Source organism: Colwellia sp. KU-HH00111 (assembly GCF_040362745.1).
In the GTDB taxonomy this organism is placed as follows: domain Bacteria; phylum Pseudomonadota; class Gammaproteobacteria; order Enterobacterales; family Alteromonadaceae; genus Colwellia.
Genome location: NZ_BAABWO010000006.1, coordinates 41,921 through 68,288, shown reverse-complemented (window position 1 = coordinate 68,288; position 26,368 = coordinate 41,921). Strand labels below are relative to the sequence as shown.

Here is a 26,368-nt window from a genome sequence, read left to right as displayed (position 1 = left end):
TTCTTTTTGAGTTTTTTTCTTTGTTTACCATAAGCGTCTATACTCTAGGTAATAAAAATATTAATAAGAGTGTAAATCAATGAATGTAAGCTATATTGTTCATGTATCAGGTAAAGTTCAGGGTGTATATTTTCGTGCTTCTAGTCAACAAAAAGCCATTGATTATGGCTTAAGTGGTTATGCGAAAAATTTACCTGATGGTGACGTTGAGGTTTTTATTTCAGGAGATGATAAAGACGTGGAAAAAATGTTAGCTTGGCTAGCTCATGGGCCAGAGCAAGCGCAAGTGGATCAAATTGAACATCAGCAAGTAGCATGGCAAGCACATAGCTTTTTTTCTATAAACTAAGTGACTAAGCTAAGGTTAATCTCCAACAAACTCGAAGCGTTGCATCGTTTTTCCTGCTCTAGTGATTACCTCGGTAAACATAGATAAAGGGCGTACCCAAATATCATCTTTTTGTGAGAATGGGTGATATACCACCAAATACTCTTCAGTTTCACTATGTCTAGCGATATGGAGCACCTGATAATAACTACCTTTAAAGTGTTGATATTTTCCTAATTTGATCATTGTATCTCTTTAAGTTTAAGCTTTTGGTCGTTAACGTTGCAATTTTATGGAAAGTTACAACGTTAACCTGTACATACGATTTACACTTTGAGCGCTTTTTCGCCACGAGCCATACCAACACAACCAGATCGCGCTGATTCAATAATTTCTGTTTCATTATTTAAGGCATCGATAAAGGCATTCAGTTTATCACCACTGCCGGTTAATTCAATGGTGTAAACTTGTTTACCAATATCAATAATTGAACCGCGAAAAATATCGGCTATTCGCTTTACTTCAGCGCGAGATTTATTATTTATCGCTGCAACTTTAACAAGTAGTAATTCACGTTCAACATGTTTACGATCGGTCAATTCAGAAATTTTGATGACATCAACCAATTTGTTTACTTGTTTTACAATTTGTTCTAATACTTTATCATCGCCCACGGTTGCAATTGTTATTCTAGATAAGCTGTTATCATTGGTTGGAGCAACGGTTAAGCTTTCAATGTTAAAAGCGCGTTGTGAAAACAGGCCAACTATGCGTGATAGCGCGCCGGGTTCATTTTCTAATAAAATAGCTAAAATATGACGCATTATGCTTTCTCTCCTTTGGGTATTATATTAGCCCAGATATCATCAGTGCCATTGATTGGCGTGTTAAGTTTTTGAAAATAGTACATTAGGCTTTAACTCCTTTAGACACCCACATATCATCAGTGCCATTGATTGGCGTGTTGTGTTTTTGAAAATAGTACATTAGGCTTTAACTCCTTTGGGGGTTATATCAGCCCACATATCATTAGTGCCATTGATTGGCATGTTAAGTGCCTGAAAATAATGCATTAGGCTTTAACTCCTTTAGACACCCACATATCATCAATACCACCTTGGCGGATGTGCATTGGGTAAACATGTTCTTTTTCATCTACTAGTACATCTACAAATACAAGCTTATCTTTAATGCTAAAAGCTTGTTCTAATTTTGACTCTAGTTCATCTAAGGTATCAATTTGAATACCAACATGCCCATAAGCTTCAGCCACTTTGATAAAGTCAGGCAGAGACTCCATATACGATGAGGCATGTCTTCCATCGTAAACCATATCTTGCCATTGACGTACCATACCTAGTGAGCGGTTGTTTAATGTTACTATGACCACGGGTAAATTATATTGTTTGCAGGTAGAAAGCTCCTGAATATTCATTTGAATTGAACCATCACCCGTGATGCAAATAACATGCTTATCTGGGAAAGCCAGTTTTACTCCCATAGCTGCAGGCAAACCAAAGCCCATAGTGCCGGCTCCGCCTGAATTTATCCATTGGCGTGGTTGTGCAAAAGGGTAATATTGAGCTGCAAACATTTGATGCTGGCCAACATCTGAAGCTACATAGGCTTCGCCATTGGTGATTTTATACATAGCTTCTACTACGCGTTGAGGTTTTATTTTTTCGCCCTCATTTTGCTCATAGCTGAAGCTGTTCATGTCGCGCCATAGATGAATTTGTTGCCACCAGTTTGTTAACGCATCTTCATCTGGTTTGTAATTGATTGCTTCAAGCTCATCGAGTAATTGCTGCATTACTACATCAACTAAGCCAACAACAGGAATATGAGCATTGATTGTTTTTGAAATTGAGGTTGGATCAATATCTACATGTATAATGGTTGCATTAGGGCAAAATTTCTCAACGTTGTTAGTCACTCTGTCATCAAAACGGGCTCCTAATGCAAGAATAACATCAGCGTTTGCCATGGTTTTATTTGCTTCTATGCTGCCATGCATCCCGAGCATGCCAATAAAGTTTTCATGGGTGCCAGATATTCCACCTAAGCCCATTAAAGTGTTAGTAATAGGTGCTTTTAATGTTTCAACTAAGGTGGTTAGCAATTCTGAAGCATCAGCTAAAACGATACCGCCACCCGAGTAAACGACTAGTCTTTTAGCGTCGCTGATGGTTTTTGCTGCTTTACGAATTTGTTTTGGATGGCCTTTAATATTTGGATTGTAAGAGCGCATTTTAACGTCAGTTTCAATGCTAAAAGGTGCTTTGTTTTGTGGGATAAGCAAATCTTTTGGTAACTCAACAACCACAGGGCCGGGTCTTCCTGTACTAGCAATATAAAACGCTTTTGCTATGACATTAGGGATCTCGGCTAGGTCACGACAGTTAAAGCTATGCTTGATAATTGGCCGAGTACAGCCAACGATATCTGTTTCTTGGAAGGCATCATTACCAATCAAGGTTGTGGGCACTTGACCTGCTAATACCACCATAGGAATTGAATCCATATAGGCGGTTGCAATACCAGTAACACAGTTGGTTGCACCTGGACCAGAAGTAGCTAAAACCACACCAACTTCACCAGTGGCTCGAGTATAGCCATCGGCCATATGTGTAGCTGCTTGTTCATGGCGTACTAAAATATGCTCAATTTCTTGTTGCTGAAATATCGCATCGTAAAGGTCTAAAACTGAGCCACCGGGGTAGCCAAAGATATACTTTACCTTCAGTGCGGATAGTGCTTTCACTACCATTTCAGCACCTGTAAAAAGCTCTGTTGTCATATTAATACCTACTGTGTTATTGAGAATCAAAAAAAAGCCCTCGGTCTAGTTTAGAGCGAGGGCTTGGTTATCTTTTTGCTTACTTGTTGTATTTAAAACTAATACTTAGCACGACCAAATCCACGCAGTAATTTGACAATTACTACGACCATGAGGACGACTGTGAGGATGTTGTTATATTTTGAAAGCATCGTTTAGTTAAATTTAATATTTTTGTAAAACAAGGTTAAAGCGTGAATCTATTTTTAAAGGGTTTAGCTAACACTGTCAACCATTAAATACAAAAGCGATGTGTTTTCTTAGAATTAACTGAAATAATGTATATTGTTCGGTTAATACAATACTAAAATTTACTTTTTACTATCATTTCTAATCAGTTGCGTTACACTTTATAACTACAGTATATGCTTAATCAACGTGGTATTAGCTTGTACCAAACGGATTCATTAATCCTTTGATATTAAACTTTTAAGGTTAATCAACACCGAAGTAAAGAGATGGAAACGATGACGAATTTAAAAAAAATATTTGTAACAGCCTTAGTAATTGCCGTGGCGGGTTGTGTCACTACCTATAAAGCAAAAGTTAATTTTGATAAAAACAGCAAAATAGATACGTCAACGTATAAAACCTTTGCTTGGTTAACCCCTGGAAAAATAATTGCGCCAGCCGAAGATATAAACCCAGTGATGAAGGTACGTGTTGATGATGAAATCGAACAAGCATTTGTCGCTAAAGGCTACCAACTCGTTGGCGATGCCGAAAAAGCAGATTTTGCTATATCCTATTCAGTTGGTAATCGAGATAAAATCAAGGTGAGTAATTTCCCTTCTAGTTATAACTCGTATTTTGGCTGGGGAAGAGGCTATTATGGTGGTATGTTTGGTGCTCATATCAATACAGACACACACGTTAGACAATACACTGAAGGTAAATTAGCGATTGATGTTTATGACGTTAAAACCCACCAACCTGCTTGGCACGGCTGGGCTATTAAGCGCCTTTCGACCAGTGATAAAGAAGCGCCTTCGTCGATGATAAAAGATGTTGTTGATGAGGTGGTTGCTCAATTTAATTAATCTACTCACGTATATTTCACGTTATCATTGTTTAGCTTTGTTAACGTGAAAGTATTATCGTTACCATACTTTTCCCTTAATTCTTATATAATGGGAGCATTCCCTCTGGACATTCATGTTTCACCATAAAAAAGGTAGTTTTAGTGCTTGGATGCTAAGACTTAGAAAAATTATCCGTTGGCCGCTAATGACCTCTAGAGAGTCAGAAACGTGTGCCCAACACTCGTTTGAAGTTGCGCTAATCAGTCATCAAATTGCCTTAATTGGTCAAATTAAATTTGCTCGCACCTATGACCCTTCAGCGATCGCTTTAGCCGCGCTTTATCATGAAGCTTCGGAGAGTGGTGGCGTTGGCGATATTCCTAGTCCGTTAAAATACTATAATCCAGAGTTGACCCAGCAAATTAAAAAAATCGAATCTGAAGTGGAACATTCCATGGTATATGAAGGCTTACCTGAGTATTTGCATGAAGCGATGGCGCCGCTAGTTATCCAAGCTAATGTCGACAAAGTCACTAAAGCGATTGTAAAATCAGCGGACGATTTAGCGGCATATTACTACAGTTTATCTGAAGTAAACGGTGGTAATAGAGAGTTTATTGATGCAACAAAACTTCTAGAAAAAAGAGTAAATAACCATTGTCAACAATGGCCAGAAGTTAATGAGTTTTTTCAATCGCAGTTCCCTGCTTGTATTCAAACGCTGGACGAGCTTTCTCGTCCAGACTAGCTTGTATTAATTGAGTGATACTTGTTTATAGGTGGCAAAGAAAGTTTTTAGTTTTTCTAACGCAGGAATAAGCTCATCAATATGCGGTAAAAATACTAATCTAAAATAATTGTTTGCTTTTATGTTAAAGGCACTACCATGAACAAGTAATATTTTTTCTTGTTTAAGTAAGTCTAAAATCATTTGTTCGTCATTAGTGATGTTAAACTTTTCAGCATCTACTTTGACAAATAAATATAAAGCGCCCATGGCTGGATGACAGGATAAACCGTCAATCTCATTTATCATTTTTGTGGCAATATTACGTTGTTTGAGTAAACGTCCATCACCCTCAATTAACTCATTAATGCTTTGATAGCCGCCTAAAGCGGTTTGAATAGCATGTTGACAGGGTACATTTGCACACAAACGCATGGACGCTAAAATGCCCAAGCCTTCGATATAGTCTTCGGCATGAATTTTGGGACCAGAAATAACCATCCAGCCGGCTCTGAAACCAGCAATGCGGTAATTTTTAGATAAACCGCCCATGGTAATAATTAACACATCTTGTGCAAGGGAGGCAGTGGCAATATGCTTGGCTTGATCGTATAGAATTTTGTCGTATATTTCATCGCTAAAAATAATTAAGCTGTGTTTTCTCGCCAGTTCAATGATACCAAGCAATACCTCTTCTGGATAAACTGCGCCGGTTGGATTATTTGGATTAATTAATACAATTGCTTTGGTTTTATCGCTGATTTTACTTTCCATATCTTCCAGATCTGGATACCAGAAGTTTTCATCATCACATATATAGTGAACAGGATTACCTCCGGACAAAGCTACTGCCGCTGTCCATAATGGGTAATCAGGTGCAGGTATTAGTACTTCATCATTATTATTAAGTAAGCCTTGCATCGCCATAACAATGAGTTCGCTGACACCGTTACCAATAAAAATATCATCAACTCTAACATCCTTAATACCTTGTTGCTGAAAATATTGCATTACCGCAACACGCGCTGAATATATTCCTTGAGACTCACTATAGCCTTGAGAGCTAGGTAAGTTGTGAATAACGTCTTTTAAAATATCATCAGGCGCTTCAAAACCAAATGGTGCAGGATTGCCAATGTTAAGTTTAAGGATTTTATGGCCTTCATCTTCTAAGCGACGGGCTTCGGCTGCTATTTGTCCTCTAATTTCATAACAGACATTATTTAATTTAGATGACTTGATAATAGCTTTCATAAGGCGTTTACTTCTCTATTAGTATTAATGATTGATTATCCATTGTTGCTAATATTGAGCAGTATTGGAATAGTTAAGGTTAAGTTTTTAATGATTATTTATAGCGTTTATGAAGAAAGTGGAATATAGGATGGTGTTGTCGATGGTAGTGCTAGCAGAGTTCGCTGAATGAAGAGGGGTTAGTCGAGTCTTCAATTATGCTATAACATAGCACGATCTAAGAAGTTTGCGCTGGCAAATAGTAAAACTCAGTGCCTATTTAGGTAATGGTTATTCGTGATACTTGCGAATAACAGCCACTTTTCCATTCTCCATTTCGAGTACTTCCATCATGGTTTGAGTATAAACAATAGGTTTTTTACTTTCAGGATGAATACCTTTTACACTGTTTTTGTATCGAATTGCTATTGCTGAGTGGTTGAAAACAAAGACATTAAGAAGTTCTGCACTATATTCTGTATGGGCTGCTAAATAAAATAACATCCCTTTACGCATGGTATCTTTTCCATCTGGCAATCTTGAGTCATCAGTTACCCAGGGTAAATGTGAATGACCGATATCGTCTGTTAATAATGAAAGGTAGTTTTCCAAATCTGTTTTAGTTGCATTCGGTGCTTGTGTTGCTACCATAGCCTTAAAATAGGTTTGGGCAAATTTTTCTAAGTTACTTTCAGAGGCTGAGCTGAATGGGATGAAAGTAAATGCTAGTAGTAAAAATAATTTATTCATTGGTACTTCACAGTAGTGTATTTATATCACGAGTGATAAAAGCAGATGGTTTAGGTATGTATTAGGTTTAAAACAACTTTAACGTGATTAATTTCTTTTAACAATCTTTATCCTTAAGTTTCTTTGAGGATTGAATACAGATAAAAATCAAGTTGATAGTGTTATTGATTACTGTTGACATAAATGTCTTTAGGAGCAGCTAAATGTGAGATAAAGCTGGAGGGATATGCTCCAGCTTACAGGTTTTAGTTAAATAATGACATCACATCGGCAATGGCAATTAGTGACTTTTCACCGGTAATACGATTTTTAAGTTCTACTTGTTGTGCATCTAAATTTCGTTCACCGATAATCAGCAGTAATGGCGTACCCATTAATTCGTGATCAGCAAACATCACTCCAGGACGCTCTTTACGATCATCAAATAACACTTCAATACCTGCTTGGCTTAATTGTTCGTATAGCGCTTCAGCCGTTTCTTTTACACGGGCAGATTTGGCCATATTCATTGGCACAATAGCCGCTTGGAATGGCGCAATAGCTTCAGGCCATTTTATGCCATATTTGTCATGGTTTTGCTCTATTGCAGCAGCAACAATACGTGAAACACCGATACCATAACAACCCATAGTTAAGGTTTGGTTTTTACCGCCTTCATTAAGTACTGCACAACTCATCGCTTGAGCATACTTACTACCTAATTGGAATATATGGCCCACTTCAATACCACGTTTGATCACGATTTCGCCTTGACCACAAGGGCTGGGATCGCCTTCAACCACATTACGTAAATCGGCAATTTCAGTGATAGCACAATCTCGTTGCCAATTAACGCCGGTATAATGGGCATCATTTTCGTTTGCGCCACACACAAAATCACTCAGCTGTGCCGCACTGCGATCAATGATCACGTCAATGTTCAAACCAATAGGGCCAATAGAGCCAGCGTTACAGTTTGCTGTGGCTAGTATTTGTTCATCACTGGCAAAAGTTAATGGTGTAGATACTTGTGGTAGATGCTCAGTTTTTATTTCATTTAGTTGATGATCGCCTCGAAGCACTAAGGCAACAAGCGGTGTTTGACCTTGTTCATTTTCCACACCACAGACCAATAACGTTTTAACTATAGTTTTTACATCAACGCTTAAAAAGCGAGCAACATCATCAATAGTTTTGACATTGGGTGTTGCAACTTTGGTTAGCGCTTGTGTTGGCTCTGCTCGCTCTGCAGATGGGGCTAACGCTTCTGCTTTTTCAATATTGGCAGCAAAATCACTGGCGTTACTAAAAGCGATATCATCTTCGCCAGAATCGGCTAATACATGAAACTCATGGCTTGCATCACCACCAATAGAGCCGGTGTCGGCTAAAACAGGGCGGTAATCCAAACCAAGGCGGTCAAATATTCGACAATAGGCATCAAACATTATTTGGTATGTTTTTTCCAAACAGTCTTGCTCTAAATGAAAAGAATAGGCATCTTTCATTAAGAATTCACGACCACGCATCACCCCAAAGCGCGGACGAATTTCATCACGGAATTTTGTTTGAATTTGAAATAACGATAGGGGTAATTGTTTGTAACTACTTAATTCATTGGCCACTAACTTGGTAATGACTTCCTCATGGGTTGGCCCAAGCACAAAAGGTCGTTTGTGACGATCATTTAATCGTAATAATTCTGGGCCGTAATCATCCCACCGACCTGACTCTTCCCATAAATCAGCAGGTTGAACCATTGGCATTAATATTTCATTAGCGCCAGCACGTTGCATTTCTTCTCGAACAATGTTTTCTACTTTTTTTAATACCCGCAAACCGGTTGGCAGCCAAGTATATAAGCCTGAAGCAAGGTTGCGGACAAGTCCTGCACGCAGCATTAATTGGTGGCTAATCACTTCTGCACTTGCAGGGGTTTCTTTTAAAGTAGACAGTAAGTATTGACTGGTACGCATGATAAATAAATTCCGAAAATAAACATGCAAGCAAGTTTGTATCTAGGTCGCATGGAGGCAAATAAAATTGTCGTTATTCTAGCAGGGGCATAACCGATGAAAAAGCAATAAATTAACTATTTAGCTTAAATATGCGCTGGCAATGTAACTAAAGTAACAAAACCCACCTAAGCGATTTAATACTACAACCAATGAAGATTCTATTTTATAGAGTGCTCGGGTATAGTGAACACATTCCTAAGATAATATCCATTCAACTAAAGAGATTCAGATGGCGATAGCATTAGTAAGAGCAGATTATAACAACCCCCAACATGCAGCAGATTTAATTATGTTATTAAATGATTATGCGCTTGACCCCATGGGAGGAGGTGAACCTTTAACTACACATGTAAAACACAATTTGGTCGCAACAATGGCTCAACGAAATGATGTATTTACTGTGCTGTGTTATGTAGATAATCAGCCTGCGGGAATCATCAATTGTGTGGAAGGTTTTTCAACCTTTAATTGTAAGCCCTTGGTCAATATTCATGACTGTGGAGTTCTAGCTAAATATCGAGGTTTAGGCATTAGTTTAAAGTTGTTTGCTGAGGTCGAGAAAATCGCGATTCAAAGAGGTTGCTGCAAACTAACCCTGGAAGTATTGCAAGGCAATGAAGTTGCAAAAAATGCTTATAAAAAAATAGGGTTCTCAGGGTATGAACTAGACCCATCTTTAGGGCATGCACTTTTTTGGGAAAAGAAGCTACCTTAAAGTATTTTAAAGGCTAGCTTGCTATAGGGCCGGGTGAAAAAAAAGCCAGTTGTTATTACTAACAACTGGCTTTTATATTCTTTGAAGTAAAGCTTACAACGTAGGATTAGTTGTTTTAGCTGAGCTTCTACTGGTTACGTCTGCTGAGCTAGCACTTCGACCTGAAACTTGATGGACCATACGATCTTCATTCGCCATAAAGCGAGTAGGAATTTCATTTATTGTGGTAATAGTTTCTGTTTTAGTCATCGGTGATGACGCATGCCCAGATGAACGATTTGCTTTTTTCACTTGTCTAGCTAACTTTTTGTTTTTATTAGCTGGCTTAGTGGCTACTTTGGCATCCGTTTTTTTCACTTTTGCCTTGGTTTCCGGCTTTGCTTGCTTAGCAGGTTGCTGCGAGGTTAGAGCATCAGCTTCTACCTCTGTATCGCTATCGCTTGCTTGCGCTTCGGCATTAGTTGCCTCAACTGGCGCTGCAACCGTTGACTCGGTTACTATAGTTGCCTCAACGTCAGTTGTTGGCGCATCAGCCATGTTGCTTTGCTCAGTACTCGTTGCTGGGTTTGCATCTTCAGTAGCGTCAGAAACTCCAACCTTAGCATCAGTGTTCTCTGCTAGATTAAATTCAGGCGCCGCAGCAGGTATATCTGTACTGTCATCCTTATTAACTGCTTCCTGCTTAGTTTGGTCAAGCACAGGCTCGGTTGCCAAACTGGCTTGACTCGCATCAATTAAATCAGCTTGTTGAGGTTGGGCTTCAACAGCGCTAGCTGTGCTTTCAACTGACACACTTTCTGTAGGTTGCTTAGCGTCAGATGGTGTTGCAGTTTGCTGTTGTTCAACATCATTAAAAGGCAAGTCTTGCTGCACTTCTTCAGTGATCACAGCTTTAACCGTCTCTGTTGTAGCTTGTGAATCTTGCGTATCAAGTTCAGCACTTTGAGTTGACGGGTAACGAGCGCTAATTGGATCACTAATTGCTTCATCAACACTATTTTCAACAATGTTTTCAGCATCTTTCACGTTAGCTTCCGGTTGCTTTTCACGGCGTCTACGTTGACCATTAGATCGTAAATGTCTAGGTGAGCGTCTATTACGTGGACGATCTTCTTTTTTAACATTACTGTCTTGTGTAGGCTCTACAGAAGCGTTTGATTCCGCTTGTACTGAGTCTGGGTTTATTTGGCTCGTTTCAACAGCGACTTTATCAGCAACTTTTACAGGTTTATCGGTATCAACCGCTGATGATGTGGCTGTTACTTCTTGCTCAGGTTGTGCTTTATTTACCCGTACTTTTTTACGATTAGAGCGACGTTTACGGCGTTCTGTCACGACCTCTTCTTTTGCTTGCTTATTTTTCTCAGGCGCTGGTTTACGTTGTTGAGGCTTAGCCTTGGTGTTTTGCTTAATAGCATTTTCTTTTTCACCACGGGTGTTATTATTCGCTTTTTCTGGACGGCTTTTTGCGCGTTCAGAATTGCGCTCATCGTTACGATTACCACCACGGTTGTTACGTGAATTATTACGACGTTGACCCTGACGGCCACGTTGTTGATTGCGATTGCTTTGCTCTTTAGGCTTAGCTTCTGGTACTTTCTCTTGAGGAACTTCTACTTCAGCAGGTGTAAATAAACCTTTTAACCAAGCAAAGAAGCCTGTTGGTTTATCTTGTGCAGCAGCTACCTTATTTACAGCAGGAGCTGTTGGCTCGGCTGCTGGCGCAACATTTGGTGCTGACATTCCTTGGCCCATCGCTTGAATGACAGGAGCATCTCGTTTTACTGCTTCTTTATCGAATTTCGGCATTTTAGCTTCTTCAAGCTCAGCCTGTTTTACTGAGATATCGTAGCTTGCTTCAGCGGTAGACTCATCTTTCTTGACCCGCAAGACTTCATATTGTGGGGTATCCATATGAGGGTTGGGAATGATCAATACTCGCACACCATGGTGTTTTTCAATGTGCATTACCGAGCGACGCTTTTCATTTAATAAATACGTTGCAACTGGTACTGGCACTTGTGCCTGTACATGTTGAGTATTTTCTTTAATGGCCTCTTCTTCCATTAAACGTAGTATTGATAGCGCTAATGACTCAACGCCACGTACTTGCCCAGTACCGCTACAACGAGGACAAACGCCTTGGCTGGTTTCGCCAATAGAGGGACGTAAACGTTGACGAGACATCTCAAGTAAACCAAAACGAGAAATACGACCTAATTGAATACGCGCTCTGTCTTGACGAACTGAATCACGCATGCGGTTTTCAACTTCACGTTGATGGCGAACGGGTGTCATATCAATAAAGTCGATAACCACCAAACCACCTAAATCACGTAGGCGTAATTGTCGGGCAATTTCTTCTGCAGCTTCTAAGTTAGTATTAAAAGCTGTTTCTTCAATATCACTACCTTTAGTGGCTCGGGCAGAGTTGATATCAATAGAGGTCATGGCTTCGGTAGGATCAATAACTATAGAGCCACCCGAAGGTAAACGTACTTCACGTTGAAAAGCGGTTTCAATTTGAGTTTCAATTTGGTAGTGCGTAAATAATGGTACATCACTGGTATAGAGCTTAATTTTATTTAAAAAGTCTGGACGGACTATTTCAATATGCTTTTTAACACTTTCATACGTCTTTGGACGATCGATTAATACTTCACCAATATCGCGACGTAAATAATCACGAATAGCACGTAGAATAAGGTTGGTTTCTTGGTGAATTAAAAAAGGAGCAGGGCGGCTTTGTGCAGCATCGCTAATGGCTTGCCAGTGATGCAAAAGAACACTCAAATCCCATTCTAACTCTTCATAAGCTTTGCCAACACCAGCGGTGCGCACAATTAACCCCATACCTTTAGGAAGATCGAGTTTACTTAATGAGGTTTTTAAATCAGTACGTTCATCACCTTCAATGCGACGTGAAATCCCGCCCGCACGTGGGTTGTTAGGCATTAATACCAAGTAACTGCCGGCTAAACTGATAAAAGTTGTTAACGCAGCCCCTTTTTGACCGCGTTCTTCTTTATCAATTTGTACAATAACTTCTTGGCCTTCTTTTAGTACTTCTTTAATGCTAGGTCGACCTTGAAAAGTGTAACCCTTAGGAAAATACTCGCGGGCAATTTCTTTCATTGGCAGAAAACCATGGCGATCTGCGCCATAGTCAACAAAAGCCGCTTCTAAAGAAGGTTCAATACGGGTGATTTTAGCTTTGTAGATATTTGATTTTTTCTGTTCATGGCCAGGGCTTTCGATATCTAAATCGTAAAGTTTCTGTCCATCAACTAGAGCTACGCGCAACTCTTCCGATTGGGTAGCGTTTATTAACATACGTTTCATAGTTTGTGTGACTCACTTATCGTCACAACACACTAATGCTTAGTACACAAAGCAGTGCAATCTGTAGTGGTTTAACAGCGTGTTGTCAGCCTCACGGGTGTCAATCTTAACGTGTCATTAAACCACGTTAAGCTGTTATAGAATATGATTGTTTTTAATTAACTATGACATCGACTATTCAATAATCACAGTGTTATTGTTTCTTTATGTGCTCAGCGAGTGTGCTGTGCTTACTTAACGTGCAGCTATTTAACAATATATTTTGCCAGGCGACTTTTTACGCATTTTTATGTGGCTATATCCATTGTTTTATGAAAAATGTTACTGCAAGATAAGTTAATTTAATAAAATTGCTTTATGGAGCTGGGCTAATATCATTTTTTTTAATGATAAAACTGTTTATGCTTTTTGTTAACAAGTTACACGCGTTAATTATTGCAATAGGCCGTACTATTGGTGCGTCATTTACTTATTAGGAGTTAATGCACACTAATGTGGCCGCAGTTTGCCTCTTACGTCTCTCTTTAGAGCTTCTAGGATTAATACTTGGCTACTCACTATTTTTTGACTGTTTTTTGCTTTGCAAAGAGTCTAGTAAGTAATACTTATTAAGTATTAACCTATCTATTATCCCTTATTAAATTAGGATAAGCCAATAAAAAAACAGTTTAAATGTCAAAATTAGCAAAAAAAAGTGTGTTAAACTCCAACCACAAGTAAAACCGACAGCAAATAAGCCTCAAACCATGTCACAAAAGCCATTAGTAAAAAAGTCAGAGTCGCAAAAAATTCAGGCTGAAAAATCTCAAGAAAATGACAGACCAAAAGTTCGTTTTATTACTATCGATGAAGAAGACTCAGGTCAGCGCATTGATAATTTTTTACTGAAAACGTTAAAAGGGGTACCTAAAAGTCATTTGTACCGGTTATGCCGAAAAGGTGAAATAAGGGTTAATAAAAAACGCATTAAACCTGAGTATAAATTAGCTATTGACGACGTTTTACGTATTGCTCCGATCCGGATATCAGAAAAAAAAGATACCGTCTCTACTGGCTTAAACATTGTTGCCAAGCTTGAAAAGCAAATTTTATTTGAAGATGATCGATTGATTGTCATTAACAAACCTTCAGGTATGGCGGTTCATGGTGGAAGCGGATTAAGTTTTGGCTTAATTGAAGCGCTTAGAGCATTACGTCCAGACGCTAGAATGCTAGAGCTTGTACATCGGTTAGATCGTGATACATCGGGGTGTTTGGTTGTCGCAAAAAAACGTTCAGCACTACGTCATTTACATGAACAGTTACGGACTAAAAAAGTACAAAAGTTTTACCATGCCTTGGTTAAAGGGCACTGGCCTACTAAGTTAACACGTGTCACCGAAGCGCTTAAGAAAAACGATTTGAAATCTGGTGAACGAGTGGTAGTGGTTGATAATATTAATGGCAAAGCGTCAGAAACTCGTTATAAGGTGTTAGAGCGCTATCGTGGTGCTACCTTGGTTCGTGCATTTCCGGTAACCGGTAGAACTCATCAAATTCGTGTGCATTGTCAAGTAAGTGGCCATTCTATAGCCATGGACGCTAAATATGGCCATGAAGATTTTGATGCTGATATGAAGAATAAAGGGTTAACACGTTTATTTTTACATGCGGCCAGTATTGAATTTGTTCATCCTAAAACCGAAGAACGGATGACCATAGAAGCACCGCTTGAACCCAGTTTAGAAAAGTTACTCACTAAATTAGTGAAAGAGTAGAGTAGAAGTATGCAGCATTATAAATTAGTCATTTTTGATTGGGATGGCACGTTAATGGATTCGGTTGCACGAATCGTCTCTTCAATGCAATCAGCAGCTAAAACTGTTGACTTGCCGATACCTTTAGCTCATGACGTTAAACAGATTATTGGCTTAAGTCTACCGGTAGCGTTAAAGCAACTGTTTAGTAGTATCACGGCTAAGCAAATTGATGAGATGTTAGTACAATATAAATATCAATATATTGAGGGCGACAAAACGCCTACGCCATTATTTGATAATGCTAAAAACCTACTTACTTTGCTTAGAGAAAACAATAAGTTGTTAGCTGTTGCTACAGGAAAAGGTCGTGAAGGCCTTAATCGAGTACTACAAGTGAGTAATACCAGTGACTTGTTTCATACCACTCGCTGTGCAGGCGAAATGCCGTCAAAGCCTGACCCGCAAATGTTATATAGCATTTTATCTGAGTTTGATATTGCCCCACACGAGGCTCTCATGATTGGTGATACTAGTCATGATTTGAAAATGGCAAAAAATGCCGGAGTTGATAGTGTTGGTGTTACTTTTGGCGTGCACAATAAGCAAGTACTTGAACAATATCAGCCTAAAGCTATTGTTGATTCTCTGGCTGCACTGCAAACATTGTTAGTGTTATGAGTGATAACAATTAAATTTAAACGACAACTAAAGGAATAAATATATGAGTAGATTGTGTCGCTTAACGCTGACGTTTTTATTTGTTTTTTTTCCTTTTATTGCCCATGCACAGTGGTATAAACACAGCTTTAAAGTGATGGGCACCATGTCTCATGTTGAATTTTGGTTAGATCAACAAAGTAAGACAGATAATGATATTATTAATGCAGGTGTCGCCCAAAACGAACAAGCTCAAGCTTTGATCAAGGCCGTTGAACTGGAAATGGTTCGTATTGATCAGCAAATGAGCCCCTACAAAGAACAAAGTGAGCTTAGTTTAGTTAACCGTAGTGCCGATAAAAAACCTGTATTAATATCTGGTGAACTGTTTGAATTACTGTCAACGGCGCAGCATATTTCAGCATTGAGTGATGGCGCTTTTGATATCACGTATGCATCAATAGGTTATCAATATAATTATCGAGAAAAAACCCGACCTAGCCAATCATCAATAGTACAAACACTCCCTGCAATTAATTACACCGCTATCTCTTTAGATAAAAAGCGATCCACTGTGTATTTTAATCATCAAGGAATGAAAATTGATTTGGGGGGGATCGCTAAAGGATATGCGGTTAAACGGTGTTTAACGTTACTCGAAGAGGCAGGGATTAAACATGCCTTAGTAAGCGCTGGAGGCGATACTGGTTTACTAGGTAATAGAAAAGGCCGCCCTTGGTTAGTCGGTATTAAACACCCAAGAGCAGAACATAAAATGGCAGTTCATATTCCACTTGAAAATGAAGCTATTTCGACATCAGGCGACTATGAACGCTACTTTATTGAAGATGGTGTTCGCTATCATCATATCATTAATCCTAAAACTGGCGATTCAGCACGTAAGGTAGTCAGTGTGTCAGTGATTGGAAAAGATCCCACCTATGTTGATGCGTTATCAACTACGGTGTTTGTGAAAGGTTTAACGCCAGGATTAAAACTCATAAATGCATTACCTGATTTTGAAGCCATTATTATTGATAACCAACGGCGCTTGCATTACTCCCAAGGGTTACAGCAGTAATATTATCTTGTTGGTTGGTGGCAATTGATGATTTAGTTACACAATCGGTTGAAAGGCAGTTAATGAATCTAATAGTGTTGAATTTCCAAGTCCTTGGCCGGGAACAAGTGTCGAAAACCTATGCTGTTCGCCATGTAGTGCCATATAATTTAGCAACACAGTTTCAACTAATAAGTTAACATTGTTGGCTGAGGGAGCTGAAGTTGTTTCAACCGAAGCATCCGGTCGCATATAACCAATTTGTTGATGTTGAGCACTTTGTTCCGCGTTTGCACCCATCAACTGTGGTTTACCTTTAGGATTGAAAACAAGAAAAAATGCAGCGCCGGTTGATGAATTGTCACTTGTCCATTCACCTTTACCTCGGCCATTTATCGAGTCATCTATACGGCCATTACTCGATACAGAGCCATCACTAAAAACATACATCATCAGTGGTTGATTTCGTCGAGCCGCATATTCTAAACATGCCCCCATACAGCGACCTGCCCGTAAATCTCTTAATTCGCCAGTTGCTCTGTCACCGGTGTGATAATCAAAACCGCCCATAGTTACAGTGCCCGCACCAGAGAAACCATTAACCACTAATTTCATAATGGACGCTGTTTTTTGAAATTCTCGTTCGCTGTCAAATTCAGCTAGAGTGAAAATGCCACCAGGGCCGACAATGTCAACGTCAAGTAAGGGATCTAAAGTCGCAGGGTTGCCAAATCGGTCGGCCAAATCAGCACTTTTTACATAGCCACAATTCATCATGTCTTTAATAACATCATCACGGGTAACTTTGCTGTTAACTTGTGACATTTTTTGCGCACTAAGTCGTTGAATACTTTCCATTACCGCTACAGCATCGCGCTGAGATAGTAAATCAAATAAATCGCCAACATCGACTAAACCTGTAACATCACTGGGGCGATCTATTTTTGTTGGGCGTTTACTGAGATCGATGAACCGTGTCGATGCCATTGAATTACCACCAGAGTCAGTATTTCTTGAGCCAATTAACGGCATCAATGAGCCATTAGCTCCCGCTGCTGCAATTGCATACATAGGGTTATGTGGGTTATTACCGGTATCATTGTCAGAACGATTAGGAATCACCGCACCATTAATATTAGCCGCTGTCGTTGCTGAGACTTTTTCTAATATTCCGCGTAAAAATGCAGAATCAGCATGAAATGCCAAGCCTAAGTCAGTATTGACAAAGTCTGATAATAGCGTGTCTGGATTTGCAATGGCGGGCGACATATCTCCGGGTAAACCAAGCTTGTTATAGCCCGATGTGGAGAGAAAATCTTGCTGACCGCCTTTACCTCCAACTAATACATTTGAGCCAACAATGTTAGCACCGCCGGCAAGATCAAAGCTGATAAAAGGAATTTCCCCCGCACCTTGAGTAGTTAAACCACAACTATCGCGTAATGCTTCAATGTCAGGTGATAGAGTCGCTTGGGCTTTTTTTGCATTGGTCAGCATAGTTAAAATTGATGCTCCAGCTACGACATGGCCACCCGTGCATAAGCCAGCAGCGATAAAATCACGACGAGTCATTGGCTTTTTATGATTTCCATAAAGCAAAGGGCTGTTAGGATGAAAATGCTTCGCTTTATTAATATTTTTTTTCATATCCTATTCCTTGCACATGTTTATTGAATCAGCATTATTGAGCTAGCAAGCACGGCTGCACAAGTTGATTTTGTGATGGTGCTTGTTCTGGATGAATCACAACGGGAGCCACACACTGAGAGCTTTGTTATTAGCGCGTCTAATTCTGTGTAAACGGTCGTTTTATTTGGTTGGCTTGCGATATTTAAAGGCATAAGTTTATTGAGTAACGGGTTTAGAAGTTTGGCTCTGCCTGTTGTATTTAATGCAGTACTAGGATCTTGACTAAAATTTATATCAGGAAACCAAGCACTGCGTATGGTGCTATCTTCAATTGCTGCATCACAATAAGCGATAGCAAGTTGAGTAATACCCATTTGTTGGGCTGAAATAAAAGTTTCTATATTTTCTAAGGAAGGCAGTTGTTGTTTCACTAACTTAAATGTGTCAAATACCTTAGTACTACTCTGCTTTACACCCGTTAACACACTCATGCTGGCATTAATTTCAGCAAAATTTCTAATGCCAATTTTTGCGCTGTCAGTGGTCGCGGGTAACTCAGCTTCGGGTACAAATGCTCCTGGAATAACCACATTACTGTGTTGTCCAAGTTGTTCAAAGGTTAAGAAAAATTCATCAAGATTTGCCCCTTTTTCTATTCCTATAATGGTACCTAATGGTGATAAGGTAACAGGCGATGAAATCGGTTGTCCACTGGCAATGGTGTGCTCCATATTGACATAAGCTTGTCCTAATGGACTTTCCTTACCATTTAAGCCAATGCGCATTCTTCGTAAAATCACATCTTGAACCAAGGTTTTGTTATCTAAATTCACGATACTGGCATGACTAAATAGATAGCTATAGTTATCGTACTGACTCACTTCAAATAAAATATAAGTGTTACTTAAATCCACCAATTCGCTGATAGAAAAAAGTAAATAGAATCGTTCGCCCACACCCACATCGTAGTTTTGAGCTAATTGTGCTGGCGTTAAAGCGCGATTATAAATTGCGAGTAATCTTATATCGCCTTGCCATACATGGTTGTTAGAAGCCTCTCTTCCAAGCATTAACGCAAAACTATCATCCCAAGAGGCAAGGGGCGATATAGCTTCATCAGTAATGTTGATGAGTTTGCCGTTTACATATATCTTTCTTCCTTCACTGGCTTTATAGGTCATCACTACATGCTGCAAACTTGCTTGCAACACTTCTGCATTATCAGGAGTGCTTAATGCCGGCTCGCCATTGCTTGTGCTATTCTCACTGCGTAGCATAAAATCATAATTGTACTGACTTTGTCCTAAGGTGAAGTTTCTCTCATTATCACCAGCAGAATAGCTAATAATTCTGGCAGGCCCCTCTTGAATAACATTATGCGGTGTGAGCCAAGCTTCTACCGAGAACTCACCAGTAGCCGTGATCAAATTATGTAATTTTTTGCTGTTTGCGGTGCTCGCTTGCGCTTTTCCATTGATAAACGACAAGCCCCAGCTGCCAAGCCACTCTATGTCACCGGTCAACGTTAAGTTTGCCTCTGGCGAAATGCCTGACGTGTCATAAGCAATATTCCCTTCACCGGTTTTAAATTGATAAAGGGCAATAATGTCTGATTCAAAGCGCCCCCCCCCTGAAGCTACAATTCCGTCAGTCAGACGCAGCGATTTTGATACCACCAAGTCAGGTGGAATAACGTCAGCAGCTATTTGATTACTTAATAATTGAATGGCTGCTTGCATGGTATCGCTATTGTTTTGACAATCGCTCCAACAATTATGAAACTCATTACCTAGTCGCACCACAAGCCTAGACTTGGCCGGATCATCTAAATTGATAACACCTTGAGCAGCTTGGTAAGCTTTGTTTGTATTTGGAGAGGCGAAAAAAGGTGATTGTGCAATGATTGCACTTTCGCTATGACAGCTTGAACAGTACTGTGTGACAACCGGATAGACATGACGGCTAAAGAGGGTATTATCGCTAGGAAAATTTTTACTACTGCCAATTTCTCGAATAACGGGCGCTTGTAACTCAATGGTATTGGCAATACTCACGCGATCAGCTGCCCATATTTTTATCCATTGCTGCATGTTTTCTTCACAGGCTTGATTACTTGCTAACCAACAGTTATGTCCAGCACTGACTTTTTCGACCAAACGTGAATCCTGTGGCTTGTTTAAATCAACCAAATCAATGGTGGCTGCATAAGCTTCATTCACATTGTCTCGGTTGGCAAAATAGGGCGCTTGTTTTCCCTGCGTATGGCAGGCACCACATTTGTCTGCCCTTGATATATTATCCCAAAGCGAGGTTTTATATTGTTGAATATCTTCTGTGATGGGGGCAGGGCCGGTATATGCTATGTCGCTACTATCGATTGGTGCAGGTGGTTGAGTTTCTACCACAGAATCACCACATGATGTCAGAACCAATCCCGAACAAACTAACATAAGAAGTGAGCTCATTTTCACAGTGCTAGGAGATAATAAGGAGGATAAAATCATGATTAATCTCCCATACAATATATGCCGATTTCAGCAAAAATACGCTTAAGTTGATAGCTGTTTTGCTTAAATGAGTCAGTAGTTAACTGTATTTGAGTAATGTCGGCAGCGCTTTCAGCATTGCGTAAACAGACATTTTTAAATACTTTTTTAACTTGGCATTGTGCAAAGGCTTCACTATTGGCTATCTCTTGACCAAAAGATTTAATCCCAGTCCCTTTACCGGGTAAGGTAGGATCCCAACCTAGTTTTTGATTGACCCCTTCACGCCAATAGTTCTGCCATTGATCATTTCGCGTAATGTAACCTAAAGGGAAGTGAGCGGCGTTAGAATGATACTTAGCTTTTACCCGAGTACTGGTCTTAGCATCAATCGTGCCCGTAGCATTGTAAGAAATCGCGCCTGTTTGCCCAGTTGGGTCGGTATTTTCATCAAATTGATAGTCAAAATAGGCAAATGCTTGTGCAAGGGGGTCTAACCCAGTATGACAACCCGCACAGTTATTTGAAAATAATCGGCTATCACCGCCGGGACTGCGACTAACATCTTGCCTAATACGATCTGGCGATAAAGTATTATCTTTCAAAGGCTCAAGATCAGAGCACATATGATTAATAAAAGTAAATCGTAACATTGAACGGTTAGTGCCCAAATTAAAAAAAGCTTTGGCTGCTGCTCTACTTGTCAACACTCCTGCTGTTGCATTACTCGGTAGACCATTTAAACTTGATTGCGCTCTACTGACCAATGCATCAGCTAAATTGGTAAAGTTATCCTCTAATGCTTGGTAGTGATCGTTATTGTGGGTATTGTAGTTGGGTAAACCCAGTGCGTCTTCACCCACATAGGTCATATCAGCCTGTAATATTTGTCTAAAATCTATATCGTCTCTCACCATGCCAATTATTGTTGCGCTGTAATCATTAAGTGGCGCAAAAATATCTTGGTCCTCATTAGTCCATGGTGTCGAAAAAAGTTTCAAGGTAGTTGTATAAAAATGAGCAGATTCCATTGCTTTATAAGCTGCTTCAATCGGTTGGCCGTTATCTAATAACTGTGCAATATCATTGAGGGTTTTTGCTGATGCAGGGGTGCCAACAATGCGATCATGGAGTCTTTTCGCTTGGTCAAGCGTGCTTGCTTCTAAAGCAGCAACAGGGAATAGCAGTAAAGACAAAAAACAAATCCTTAGGAAAGAAAACAAACAATCACTTAAACCTATTGCTCTCTCTGTTTGAATAAAGTGTGAGTGAGAAACGAGTAGTTGGTAACACGCCTTCATATGGTCTCCTTGAAGACATTAACGACAAAACAGCACCCTGATGACTAATAAGATTAGGACATAGCCGTTGGCGATCATCGCCAGCAATTGAATAGTGAATAAGCACACACTGTGCCAATACATTAACTAACTGATTTGTCTATAAATCTTTAAGAAAGCGTGCTTGGTATTGTCGCCATATGGCAACAGTTTTTTTTATTTAATAAATTTTCAAAAAAATTGGTTGGAAAAAACAGATATATATCAAGCGCTAACGATGATAAAGCTTAAGCGTCGCTATTTTGAGACATGATTGTATTCACCTTGTAAATAACATAAAAAGGGGCCTAGATTAAAAATGCAGTACGCATTATAAGGACCTTTTTTGACGTGTCTTGGTCGAATAAATTGATGCTAACCGGGAGTATTAAAGCTAACCCGAAAACAAAAATATCAATAGCCGTGTTAATGCTGTTGCTCTCAAGCTGTGGCTCCGACATGGTTAAATCAGCAGAAAAAACTGACCCTGTTTTAGTTGAGTACCCTGTTGTGTTCATCGAAAGAGCTTCTGATCTATCAACTGATGAAAATACTGTTTTGCCACCGAGTTTCTCTGCCCGTAATCCCGCAAGATTTAATCCGGGAGCGCAGCTAATGATGAAAAAAAATGCATTTGCTGATTCGCCTAGTACTAACCTAACTGCCGAGCTTTTTCCACACAATCAAAATGACACAGAAACAGACGCTACATCACTGGAAAGTGCGGTAGATATTCGTGATTTAGCTGTATCTACCGATGGTCAACAGTTACTCGTTTCAATACGCGCCCCAGCGATTGAAACAGCTGATGAAAACGATCAACCCACATGGAACATTTGGCGATATCAAATAGCAACTAAACAACTGCAGCGAATTATCATTAATGATAATACTGCTGAGCAGGGTGATGACTTAATGGCATCATTTTTACCCGATGGTCGTATTATTTTTGCATCCACTCGACAACGAATATCGCGTGCAATACTCCTTGATGAAGGTAAACCTCAATATACCGCACGCAATGAACGCGGTGGTGATGCGGCGCTAAATTTACATGTTATGAATGCTGACGGCACTAATATAAAACAAATTACCTTTAATTTAAGTCATGATTTTTATCCACTGGTGTTACACGATGGCCGAATTTTATATAGTCGTTGGGATGCTATGGGCAGCAATAATAAAATTAATTTATATATTATGAACCCTGACGGTACCGACAATCACCTAGTTTACGGTTGGCATTCACACCAACAGACGTTTGATGACAACACTGAAAGTATCGAGTTTATTAAACCACAGCAACTGGCAAATGGTGATATTTTACTTTTGCTCACCTCAAACCAGCCAACGACGTATCAAAAACGGCCTGTAATAATCAATATTAATGACTTCATCGATAATCAACAAACGGTGTATGGAGGTAATGTTCAAGGTTCTGCCCAGCAAGATCTATTTGCCGATGAAGTCTATGATTTTAAGTTTTCTAACCTAATATCAAACTCTGGCAATCTAAACTTTCTCTATCCTTTACCTGATAAAAGCGGACGGTTCTTATTAAGTTGGGATTTATGTCGAGTGGTAGTTGACGGTGAAGTTAGTGCCTGTAGTCAATTAAGTGATGAAGAGCTAGCACAGGACAATGTCATTCCCGCGCCTCCTTGGTATGAGTTGTGGTTGTATAAAAGTGAAGAGAGCACTCAGCAGTTAGTAGCCAAAGTGGCAGCCGGAAACATGGTTTCTGAAGCAGTAGTTATGCAACCATCATTATTACCAAGTGAATATATTGCTGATAAAACCTTTACTACTGGTTTAGATATTGAACTTGAAAGGCAGCAAGCAGGCGTTATCCATATTCGTAGTGTGTATGATTTTGATGGTGTAGACACTAGTGCAGGGCTCGCACGTTTAAGCGATCCGAGTTTAACAACCGCTGATAACTTATCAGCAAGGTTTTTACGGGTTGTACGTGGTGTGCCAATGCCACCTAATGATGTTCGACGTGTGTCAAATACAGACTTTGGCCGAAGTAGTAGCCAGTTGATGCGTGAAATTCTTGGGTACACGCCGATACAGCCAGATGGCTCTGTTAAGGTAAAGATACCGGCAAATATTCCAGTTGCGCTGAGTGTGTTAGATAAATATGGACAACGGATAGGGGGCAGGCATCAGCAGTGGATTACATTAAAGGCAGGGGAGTCATTAGCGTGTCATGGATGCCATGAAAGAAACAGCGAATTACCCCATGGCTGGTTACCTGCTCAAGCACCTAGCATTAATGATGGTGCAAGTGGTGGCGCACCATTTCCTAATGCTAACCCAAATATTATCCCACAGCAGGGGCAAACAATGGCACAAGCGGATGCCATGAATCATGGATTAGCACAATTATCAGCCGATATTATTTATAATGACATTTGGAGCAATCCAACCATCTCAATGAGTAACCCAAGTATAAATTACACTTATAAAGCGCTTACCACTGTAAAACCAACAGGCAGTGAATGCTTTGATAATTGGAGCGCATACTGTCGAATTCAAATTAATTACATCGAACACATTCAACCCTTATGGCAATTACCACGACAAAAATTTGATGAGAATACGCTTGAGTTAATAGCCGATAACACCTGTACCTCCTGCCATAGTGTAGTTGATGACAATAATATATCGCGAGTACCTCACGGACAGCTTGACCTGACAGCTAGCGTATCTAGCGATGAGCCTAATCATTTAACCAGTTACCGAGAGCTTCTTTTTAATGATGTAGAGCAAGAGGTTATTGAAGGTATTGTTGTAGATCGTTTAATTATCCAGCTCGATGAAAATGGCAATATCGTTTACCAGCGTGATGCTGAGGGGGACTTGCTGTTAGATACTGAACAAAACCCTATTCCTGTATTAATGAATGTCCCTGTCAATGCGGTTTTATCGCCCCAAGGAGCGCGTGCAAGCAATAATTTTTTTAAATTATTTCGAGGTGGGAGCCATGATGGCATGTTATCAGTACATGAACTAAAACTGATCAGCGAATGGCTAGATATTGGTGGTCAATACTACAACACCCCTTTTTATCAAGGCAGTGAATGATGTGTAACACTAAAATCTTTCATTTGGCTTTATCAATAATTTGCTTACTGGGTTTTGTGACCGATGTTGTAGCAGCAGACAAGCCATTAACGCTAGAAATACGAGTGCCTTATATTGAATTACACTCAGGTCCTGGCGTTGGTTACCCTATTATCAATGTGATTGAGCAAGATGAATCAGTTCATCTATTGGTCAAACGAACCGGTTGGTTAAAGGTAAAAGATCAACGAAATAATATTGGCTGGTTAAATCAAAACGACTTGCTTGGTTTAACGCAACAAGGCAAAAAAATAGCGCAAAGTGAGTTGACCGTAAACGACTTTCAAAAACGTGCTTATGAAGCGGGCGTTATGTATGGCGATTTTGAAGGTGCCGATTTTTATAATATTTATTTAGCTTATACCTTGTCACCGGTTTTTAGTGCTGAAGTAGCCACAGGTAAAGCGTTAGGAAATATTTCAGACAGTGATTTATTTGAACTGATGTTAATCGCACAACCTTTTCCTGAACTAACCGTTATTCCATATATAGGGGTTGGTGGAGGCGTGATACGTACCCAACCGCATAGTGTGTTAGCAGATGCCAAAAAAAGACAAGATGCCACAATGGCTGCTGCAATAGGGGTTAAATATCATATCACCCGTAATTTTTTCTTACGTGGTGAATATAAATATTCCCTAGTGTTAACCAATAGAGATGACAATGAAGAGGTTCAGTTATGGAAAGTAGGTTTCAGCATATTTTTTTAGTTGTGTTATGGCTAACTGCACTGCCTTTAATGACACCTAGCGCTATTGCAAAAAGCATCAGCGAAGCAGTTGATGAAAACACAATAGTTGATCAAAGTGCAATAACAAAAATTGAGCGTCGCGAAGTACTCGAGGACTTATTAGACAGTGAAAACTTTGAAATTGGTGTACAGCTAGGTGTGTTAGCTATTGAAGACTTTGAGAGTAACCTCTGGATCAGTGGGCAGCTTACCTATCATATAAACGAATATTTTTATGCAAAAGCTTTATACGGTAATGCAAAAGCGGGTGAAACGAGTTTTGAACGCTTATCTAATGTGCCGCCATTACTCACCAATAAGCAACGTAAGCTTGAATATTATGGACTGAACATAGGTTATAACTTGCTGCCAGGTGAAGTGTTTATAAGTAAGACTTTAGCCTTTAATAGTTTATTTTCTATTGAATTAGGGGGAGGAAGCACCGACTTTGCAGGCGATAGCCAATTTACGGTTAACCTAAGTGCTAATTACCGGCTCTTTTTAACAGATTGGCTAACGTGGGATATTGCCATGACAGATTACATTTTCGATACCAGTATCACAGGTGAACGCAAAACAACCCATAATCTAAATTTCACAACAGGGGTTGCATTTTACTTCTAGTGATTAATGAAAAAAACGCCATTCGAAGCATAAGGTTAACTA

The 26,368-nt window shown here is 39.6% G+C and carries 20 protein-coding genes; 10 read left to right on the top strand and 10 right to left on the bottom strand.

Annotated features, from left to right (window positions below; genetic code table 11):
• Nucleotides 1-79: 79 nt before the first annotated feature.
• The gene (locus ABXG98_RS12125) at nt 80-349 is read left to right on the top strand and encodes an acylphosphatase (protein ID WP_353538954.1); all 270 of its coding nucleotides are present in this window, start codon (nt 80-82) and stop codon (nt 347-349) included.
• A gap of 15 nt (nt 350-364) precedes the next feature.
• Here the strand turns inward: ABXG98_RS12125 and ABXG98_RS12120 are convergent, their stop codons facing one another.
• The 3 genes from ABXG98_RS12120 to ABXG98_RS12110 form a co-directional block, all read right to left on the bottom strand.
• Nucleotides 365-574: a DUF1653 domain-containing protein gene (locus ABXG98_RS12120; protein WP_353538953.1), complete on the bottom strand. Its 210-nt coding sequence runs from the start codon at nt 572-574 to the stop codon at nt 365-367.
• 80 nt (nt 575-654) lie between these two features.
• Nucleotides 655-1,152, bottom strand: coding sequence for an acetolactate synthase small subunit (gene ilvN, locus ABXG98_RS12115; protein WP_353538952.1), 498 nt, complete (start codon nt 1,150-1,152; stop codon nt 655-657).
• A gap of 248 nt (nt 1,153-1,400) precedes the next feature.
• A complete protein-coding gene (locus ABXG98_RS12110) occupies nt 1,401-3,128 on the bottom strand; it encodes an acetolactate synthase 3 large subunit (RefSeq protein WP_353538951.1) in 1,728 nt (575 codons plus the stop codon).
• A 506-nt stretch (nt 3,129-3,634) separates the two neighbouring features.
• On the opposite strand from ABXG98_RS12110, the gene ABXG98_RS12105 reads away from it, so the two are divergent.
• Both ABXG98_RS12105 and yfbR read left to right on the top strand, forming a co-directional pair.
• On the top strand, nt 3,635-4,207 hold the full coding sequence (locus ABXG98_RS12105) for a DUF4136 domain-containing protein (RefSeq protein ID WP_353538950.1): 573 nt from the start codon (nt 3,635-3,637) through the stop codon (nt 4,205-4,207).
• 115 nt (nt 4,208-4,322) lie between these two features.
• The gene (gene yfbR / locus ABXG98_RS12100; RefSeq protein ID WP_353538949.1) at nt 4,323-4,937 is read left to right on the top strand and encodes a 5'-deoxynucleotidase; all 615 of its coding nucleotides are present in this window, start codon (nt 4,323-4,325) and stop codon (nt 4,935-4,937) included.
• A gap of 6 nt (nt 4,938-4,943) precedes the next feature.
• Here the strand turns inward: yfbR and ABXG98_RS12095 are convergent, their stop codons facing one another.
• The 3 genes from ABXG98_RS12095 to ABXG98_RS12085 all read right to left on the bottom strand — a co-directional run bounded on the left by ABXG98_RS12095 (nt 4,944) and on the right by ABXG98_RS12085 (nt 8,854).
• Nucleotides 4,944-6,170: a pyridoxal phosphate-dependent aminotransferase gene (locus ABXG98_RS12095; protein ID WP_353538948.1), complete on the bottom strand. Its 1,227-nt coding sequence runs from the start codon at nt 6,168-6,170 to the stop codon at nt 4,944-4,946.
• A 270-nt stretch (nt 6,171-6,440) separates the two neighbouring features.
• Entirely contained in the window at nt 6,441-6,899 is a 459-nt protein-coding gene (locus ABXG98_RS12090) for a nuclear transport factor 2-like protein (protein ID WP_353538947.1), read from the bottom strand.
• 245 nt (nt 6,900-7,144) lie between these two features.
• A complete protein-coding gene (locus ABXG98_RS12085; protein WP_353538946.1) occupies nt 7,145-8,854 on the bottom strand; it encodes a proline--tRNA ligase in 1,710 nt (569 codons plus the stop codon).
• Nucleotides 8,855-9,125: 271 nt separating this feature from the next.
• Between ABXG98_RS12085 and ABXG98_RS12080 the strand changes: the two genes are divergently transcribed.
• Nucleotides 9,126-9,611: a GNAT family N-acetyltransferase gene (locus ABXG98_RS12080; protein ID WP_353538945.1), complete on the top strand. Its 486-nt coding sequence runs from the start codon at nt 9,126-9,128 to the stop codon at nt 9,609-9,611.
• 93 nt (nt 9,612-9,704) lie between these two features.
• Here ABXG98_RS12080 and rne read toward each other — a convergent pair whose 3' ends face one another.
• A complete protein-coding gene (rne, locus tag ABXG98_RS12075; RefSeq protein WP_353538944.1) occupies nt 9,705-12,953 on the bottom strand; it encodes a ribonuclease E in 3,249 nt (1,082 codons plus the stop codon).
• A 746-nt stretch (nt 12,954-13,699) separates the two neighbouring features.
• Here rne and rluC point away from each other — a divergent pair.
• The 3 genes from rluC to ABXG98_RS12060 are packed head-to-tail and all read left to right on the top strand — an operon-like array spanning nt 13,700 to nt 16,430.
• Nucleotides 13,700-14,710 carry a 23S rRNA pseudouridine(955/2504/2580) synthase RluC gene (rluC, locus tag ABXG98_RS12070; RefSeq protein WP_353538943.1) on the top strand — a complete coding sequence of 337 codons (1,011 nt, stop codon included), beginning with the start codon at nt 13,700-13,702 and terminating at the stop codon, nt 14,708-14,710.
• A 9-nt stretch (nt 14,711-14,719) separates the two neighbouring features.
• Nucleotides 14,720-15,370 carry an HAD-IA family hydrolase gene (locus ABXG98_RS12065; RefSeq protein ID WP_353538942.1) on the top strand — a complete coding sequence of 217 codons (651 nt, stop codon included), beginning with the start codon at nt 14,720-14,722 and terminating at the stop codon, nt 15,368-15,370.
• A gap of 43 nt (nt 15,371-15,413) precedes the next feature.
• Nucleotides 15,414-16,430, top strand: a complete 1,017-nt coding sequence (locus tag ABXG98_RS12060; RefSeq protein WP_353538941.1) for an FAD:protein FMN transferase — start codon at nt 15,414-15,416, stop codon at nt 16,428-16,430.
• Nucleotides 16,431-16,466: 36 nt separating this feature from the next.
• Here the strand turns inward: ABXG98_RS12060 and ABXG98_RS12055 are convergent, their stop codons facing one another.
• Genes ABXG98_RS12055 through ABXG98_RS12045 form a run of 3 tightly spaced genes read right to left on the bottom strand, consistent with a single transcriptional unit; the run spans nt 16,467 to nt 21,720 of the window.
• The gene (locus tag ABXG98_RS12055) at nt 16,467-18,056 is read right to left on the bottom strand and encodes a hypothetical protein (protein WP_353538940.1); all 1,590 of its coding nucleotides are present in this window, start codon (nt 18,054-18,056) and stop codon (nt 16,467-16,469) included.
• Between the two features lie 20 nt (nt 18,057-18,076).
• Nucleotides 18,077-20,542, bottom strand: coding sequence for a LamG domain-containing protein (locus tag ABXG98_RS12050; protein WP_353538939.1), 2,466 nt, complete (start codon nt 20,540-20,542; stop codon nt 18,077-18,079).
• A 2-nt stretch (nt 20,543-20,544) separates the two neighbouring features.
• On the bottom strand, nt 20,545-21,720 hold the full coding sequence (locus tag ABXG98_RS12045; protein ID WP_353538938.1) for a hypothetical protein: 1,176 nt from the start codon (nt 21,718-21,720) through the stop codon (nt 20,545-20,547).
• 474 nt (nt 21,721-22,194) lie between these two features.
• On the opposite strand from ABXG98_RS12045, the gene ABXG98_RS12040 reads away from it, so the two are divergent.
• Genes ABXG98_RS12040 through ABXG98_RS12030 form a run of 3 tightly spaced genes read left to right on the top strand, consistent with a single transcriptional unit; the run spans nt 22,195 to nt 26,326 of the window.
• The gene (locus tag ABXG98_RS12040) at nt 22,195-24,933 is read left to right on the top strand and encodes an HzsA-related protein (RefSeq protein ID WP_353538937.1); all 2,739 of its coding nucleotides are present in this window, start codon (nt 22,195-22,197) and stop codon (nt 24,931-24,933) included.
• A complete protein-coding gene (locus ABXG98_RS12035) occupies nt 24,930-25,682 on the top strand; it encodes a hypothetical protein (RefSeq protein WP_353538936.1) in 753 nt (250 codons plus the stop codon). Before ABXG98_RS12040 ends, ABXG98_RS12035 begins: the two co-directional genes overlap by 4 nt.
• Complete coding sequence (locus tag ABXG98_RS12030; RefSeq protein WP_353538935.1) at nt 25,652-26,326, top strand: outer membrane beta-barrel domain-containing protein; 675 nt, start codon at nt 25,652-25,654, stop codon at nt 26,324-26,326. Before ABXG98_RS12035 ends, ABXG98_RS12030 begins: the two co-directional genes overlap by 31 nt.
• Nucleotides 26,327-26,368 lie beyond the last annotated feature (42 nt).

What these genes read in the sequence shown, in the direction of transcription:
- ABXG98_RS12125 (WP_353538954.1), top strand. Translation starts at nt 80, where the DNA reads ATGAATGTAAGCTATATTGTTCATGTATCAGGTAAAGTTCAGGGTGTA.
- ABXG98_RS12120 (WP_353538953.1), bottom strand. Translation starts at nt 574, where the DNA reads ATGATCAAATTAGGAAAATATCAACACTTTAAAGGTAGTTATTATCAG.
- ilvN (WP_353538952.1), bottom strand. Translation starts at nt 1,152, where the DNA reads ATGCGTCATATTTTAGCTATTTTATTAGAAAATGAACCCGGCGCGCTA.
- ABXG98_RS12110 (WP_353538951.1), bottom strand. Translation starts at nt 3,128, where the DNA reads ATGACAACAGAGCTTTTTACAGGTGCTGAAATGGTAGTGAAAGCACTA.
- ABXG98_RS12105 (WP_353538950.1), top strand. Translation starts at nt 3,635, where the DNA reads ATGACGAATTTAAAAAAAATATTTGTAACAGCCTTAGTAATTGCCGTG.
- yfbR (WP_353538949.1), top strand. Translation starts at nt 4,323, where the DNA reads ATGTTTCACCATAAAAAAGGTAGTTTTAGTGCTTGGATGCTAAGACTT.
- ABXG98_RS12095 (WP_353538948.1), bottom strand. Translation starts at nt 6,170, where the DNA reads ATGAAAGCTATTATCAAGTCATCTAAATTAAATAATGTCTGTTATGAA.
- ABXG98_RS12090 (WP_353538947.1), bottom strand. Translation starts at nt 6,899, where the DNA reads ATGAATAAATTATTTTTACTACTAGCATTTACTTTCATCCCATTCAGC.
- ABXG98_RS12085 (WP_353538946.1), bottom strand. Translation starts at nt 8,854, where the DNA reads ATGCGTACCAGTCAATACTTACTGTCTACTTTAAAAGAAACCCCTGCA.
- ABXG98_RS12080 (WP_353538945.1), top strand. Translation starts at nt 9,126, where the DNA reads ATGGCGATAGCATTAGTAAGAGCAGATTATAACAACCCCCAACATGCA.
- rne (WP_353538944.1), bottom strand. Translation starts at nt 12,953, where the DNA reads ATGAAACGTATGTTAATAAACGCTACCCAATCGGAAGAGTTGCGCGTA.
- rluC (WP_353538943.1), top strand. Translation starts at nt 13,700, where the DNA reads ATGTCACAAAAGCCATTAGTAAAAAAGTCAGAGTCGCAAAAAATTCAG.
- ABXG98_RS12065 (WP_353538942.1), top strand. Translation starts at nt 14,720, where the DNA reads ATGCAGCATTATAAATTAGTCATTTTTGATTGGGATGGCACGTTAATG.
- ABXG98_RS12060 (WP_353538941.1), top strand. Translation starts at nt 15,414, where the DNA reads ATGAGTAGATTGTGTCGCTTAACGCTGACGTTTTTATTTGTTTTTTTT.
- ABXG98_RS12055 (WP_353538940.1), bottom strand. Translation starts at nt 18,056, where the DNA reads ATGAAAAAAAATATTAATAAAGCGAAGCATTTTCATCCTAACAGCCCT.
- ABXG98_RS12050 (WP_353538939.1), bottom strand. Translation starts at nt 20,542, where the DNA reads ATGATTTTATCCTCCTTATTATCTCCTAGCACTGTGAAAATGAGCTCA.
- ABXG98_RS12035 (WP_353538936.1), top strand. Translation starts at nt 24,930, where the DNA reads ATGATGTGTAACACTAAAATCTTTCATTTGGCTTTATCAATAATTTGC.
- ABXG98_RS12030 (WP_353538935.1), top strand. Translation starts at nt 25,652, where the DNA reads ATGGAAAGTAGGTTTCAGCATATTTTTTTAGTTGTGTTATGGCTAACT.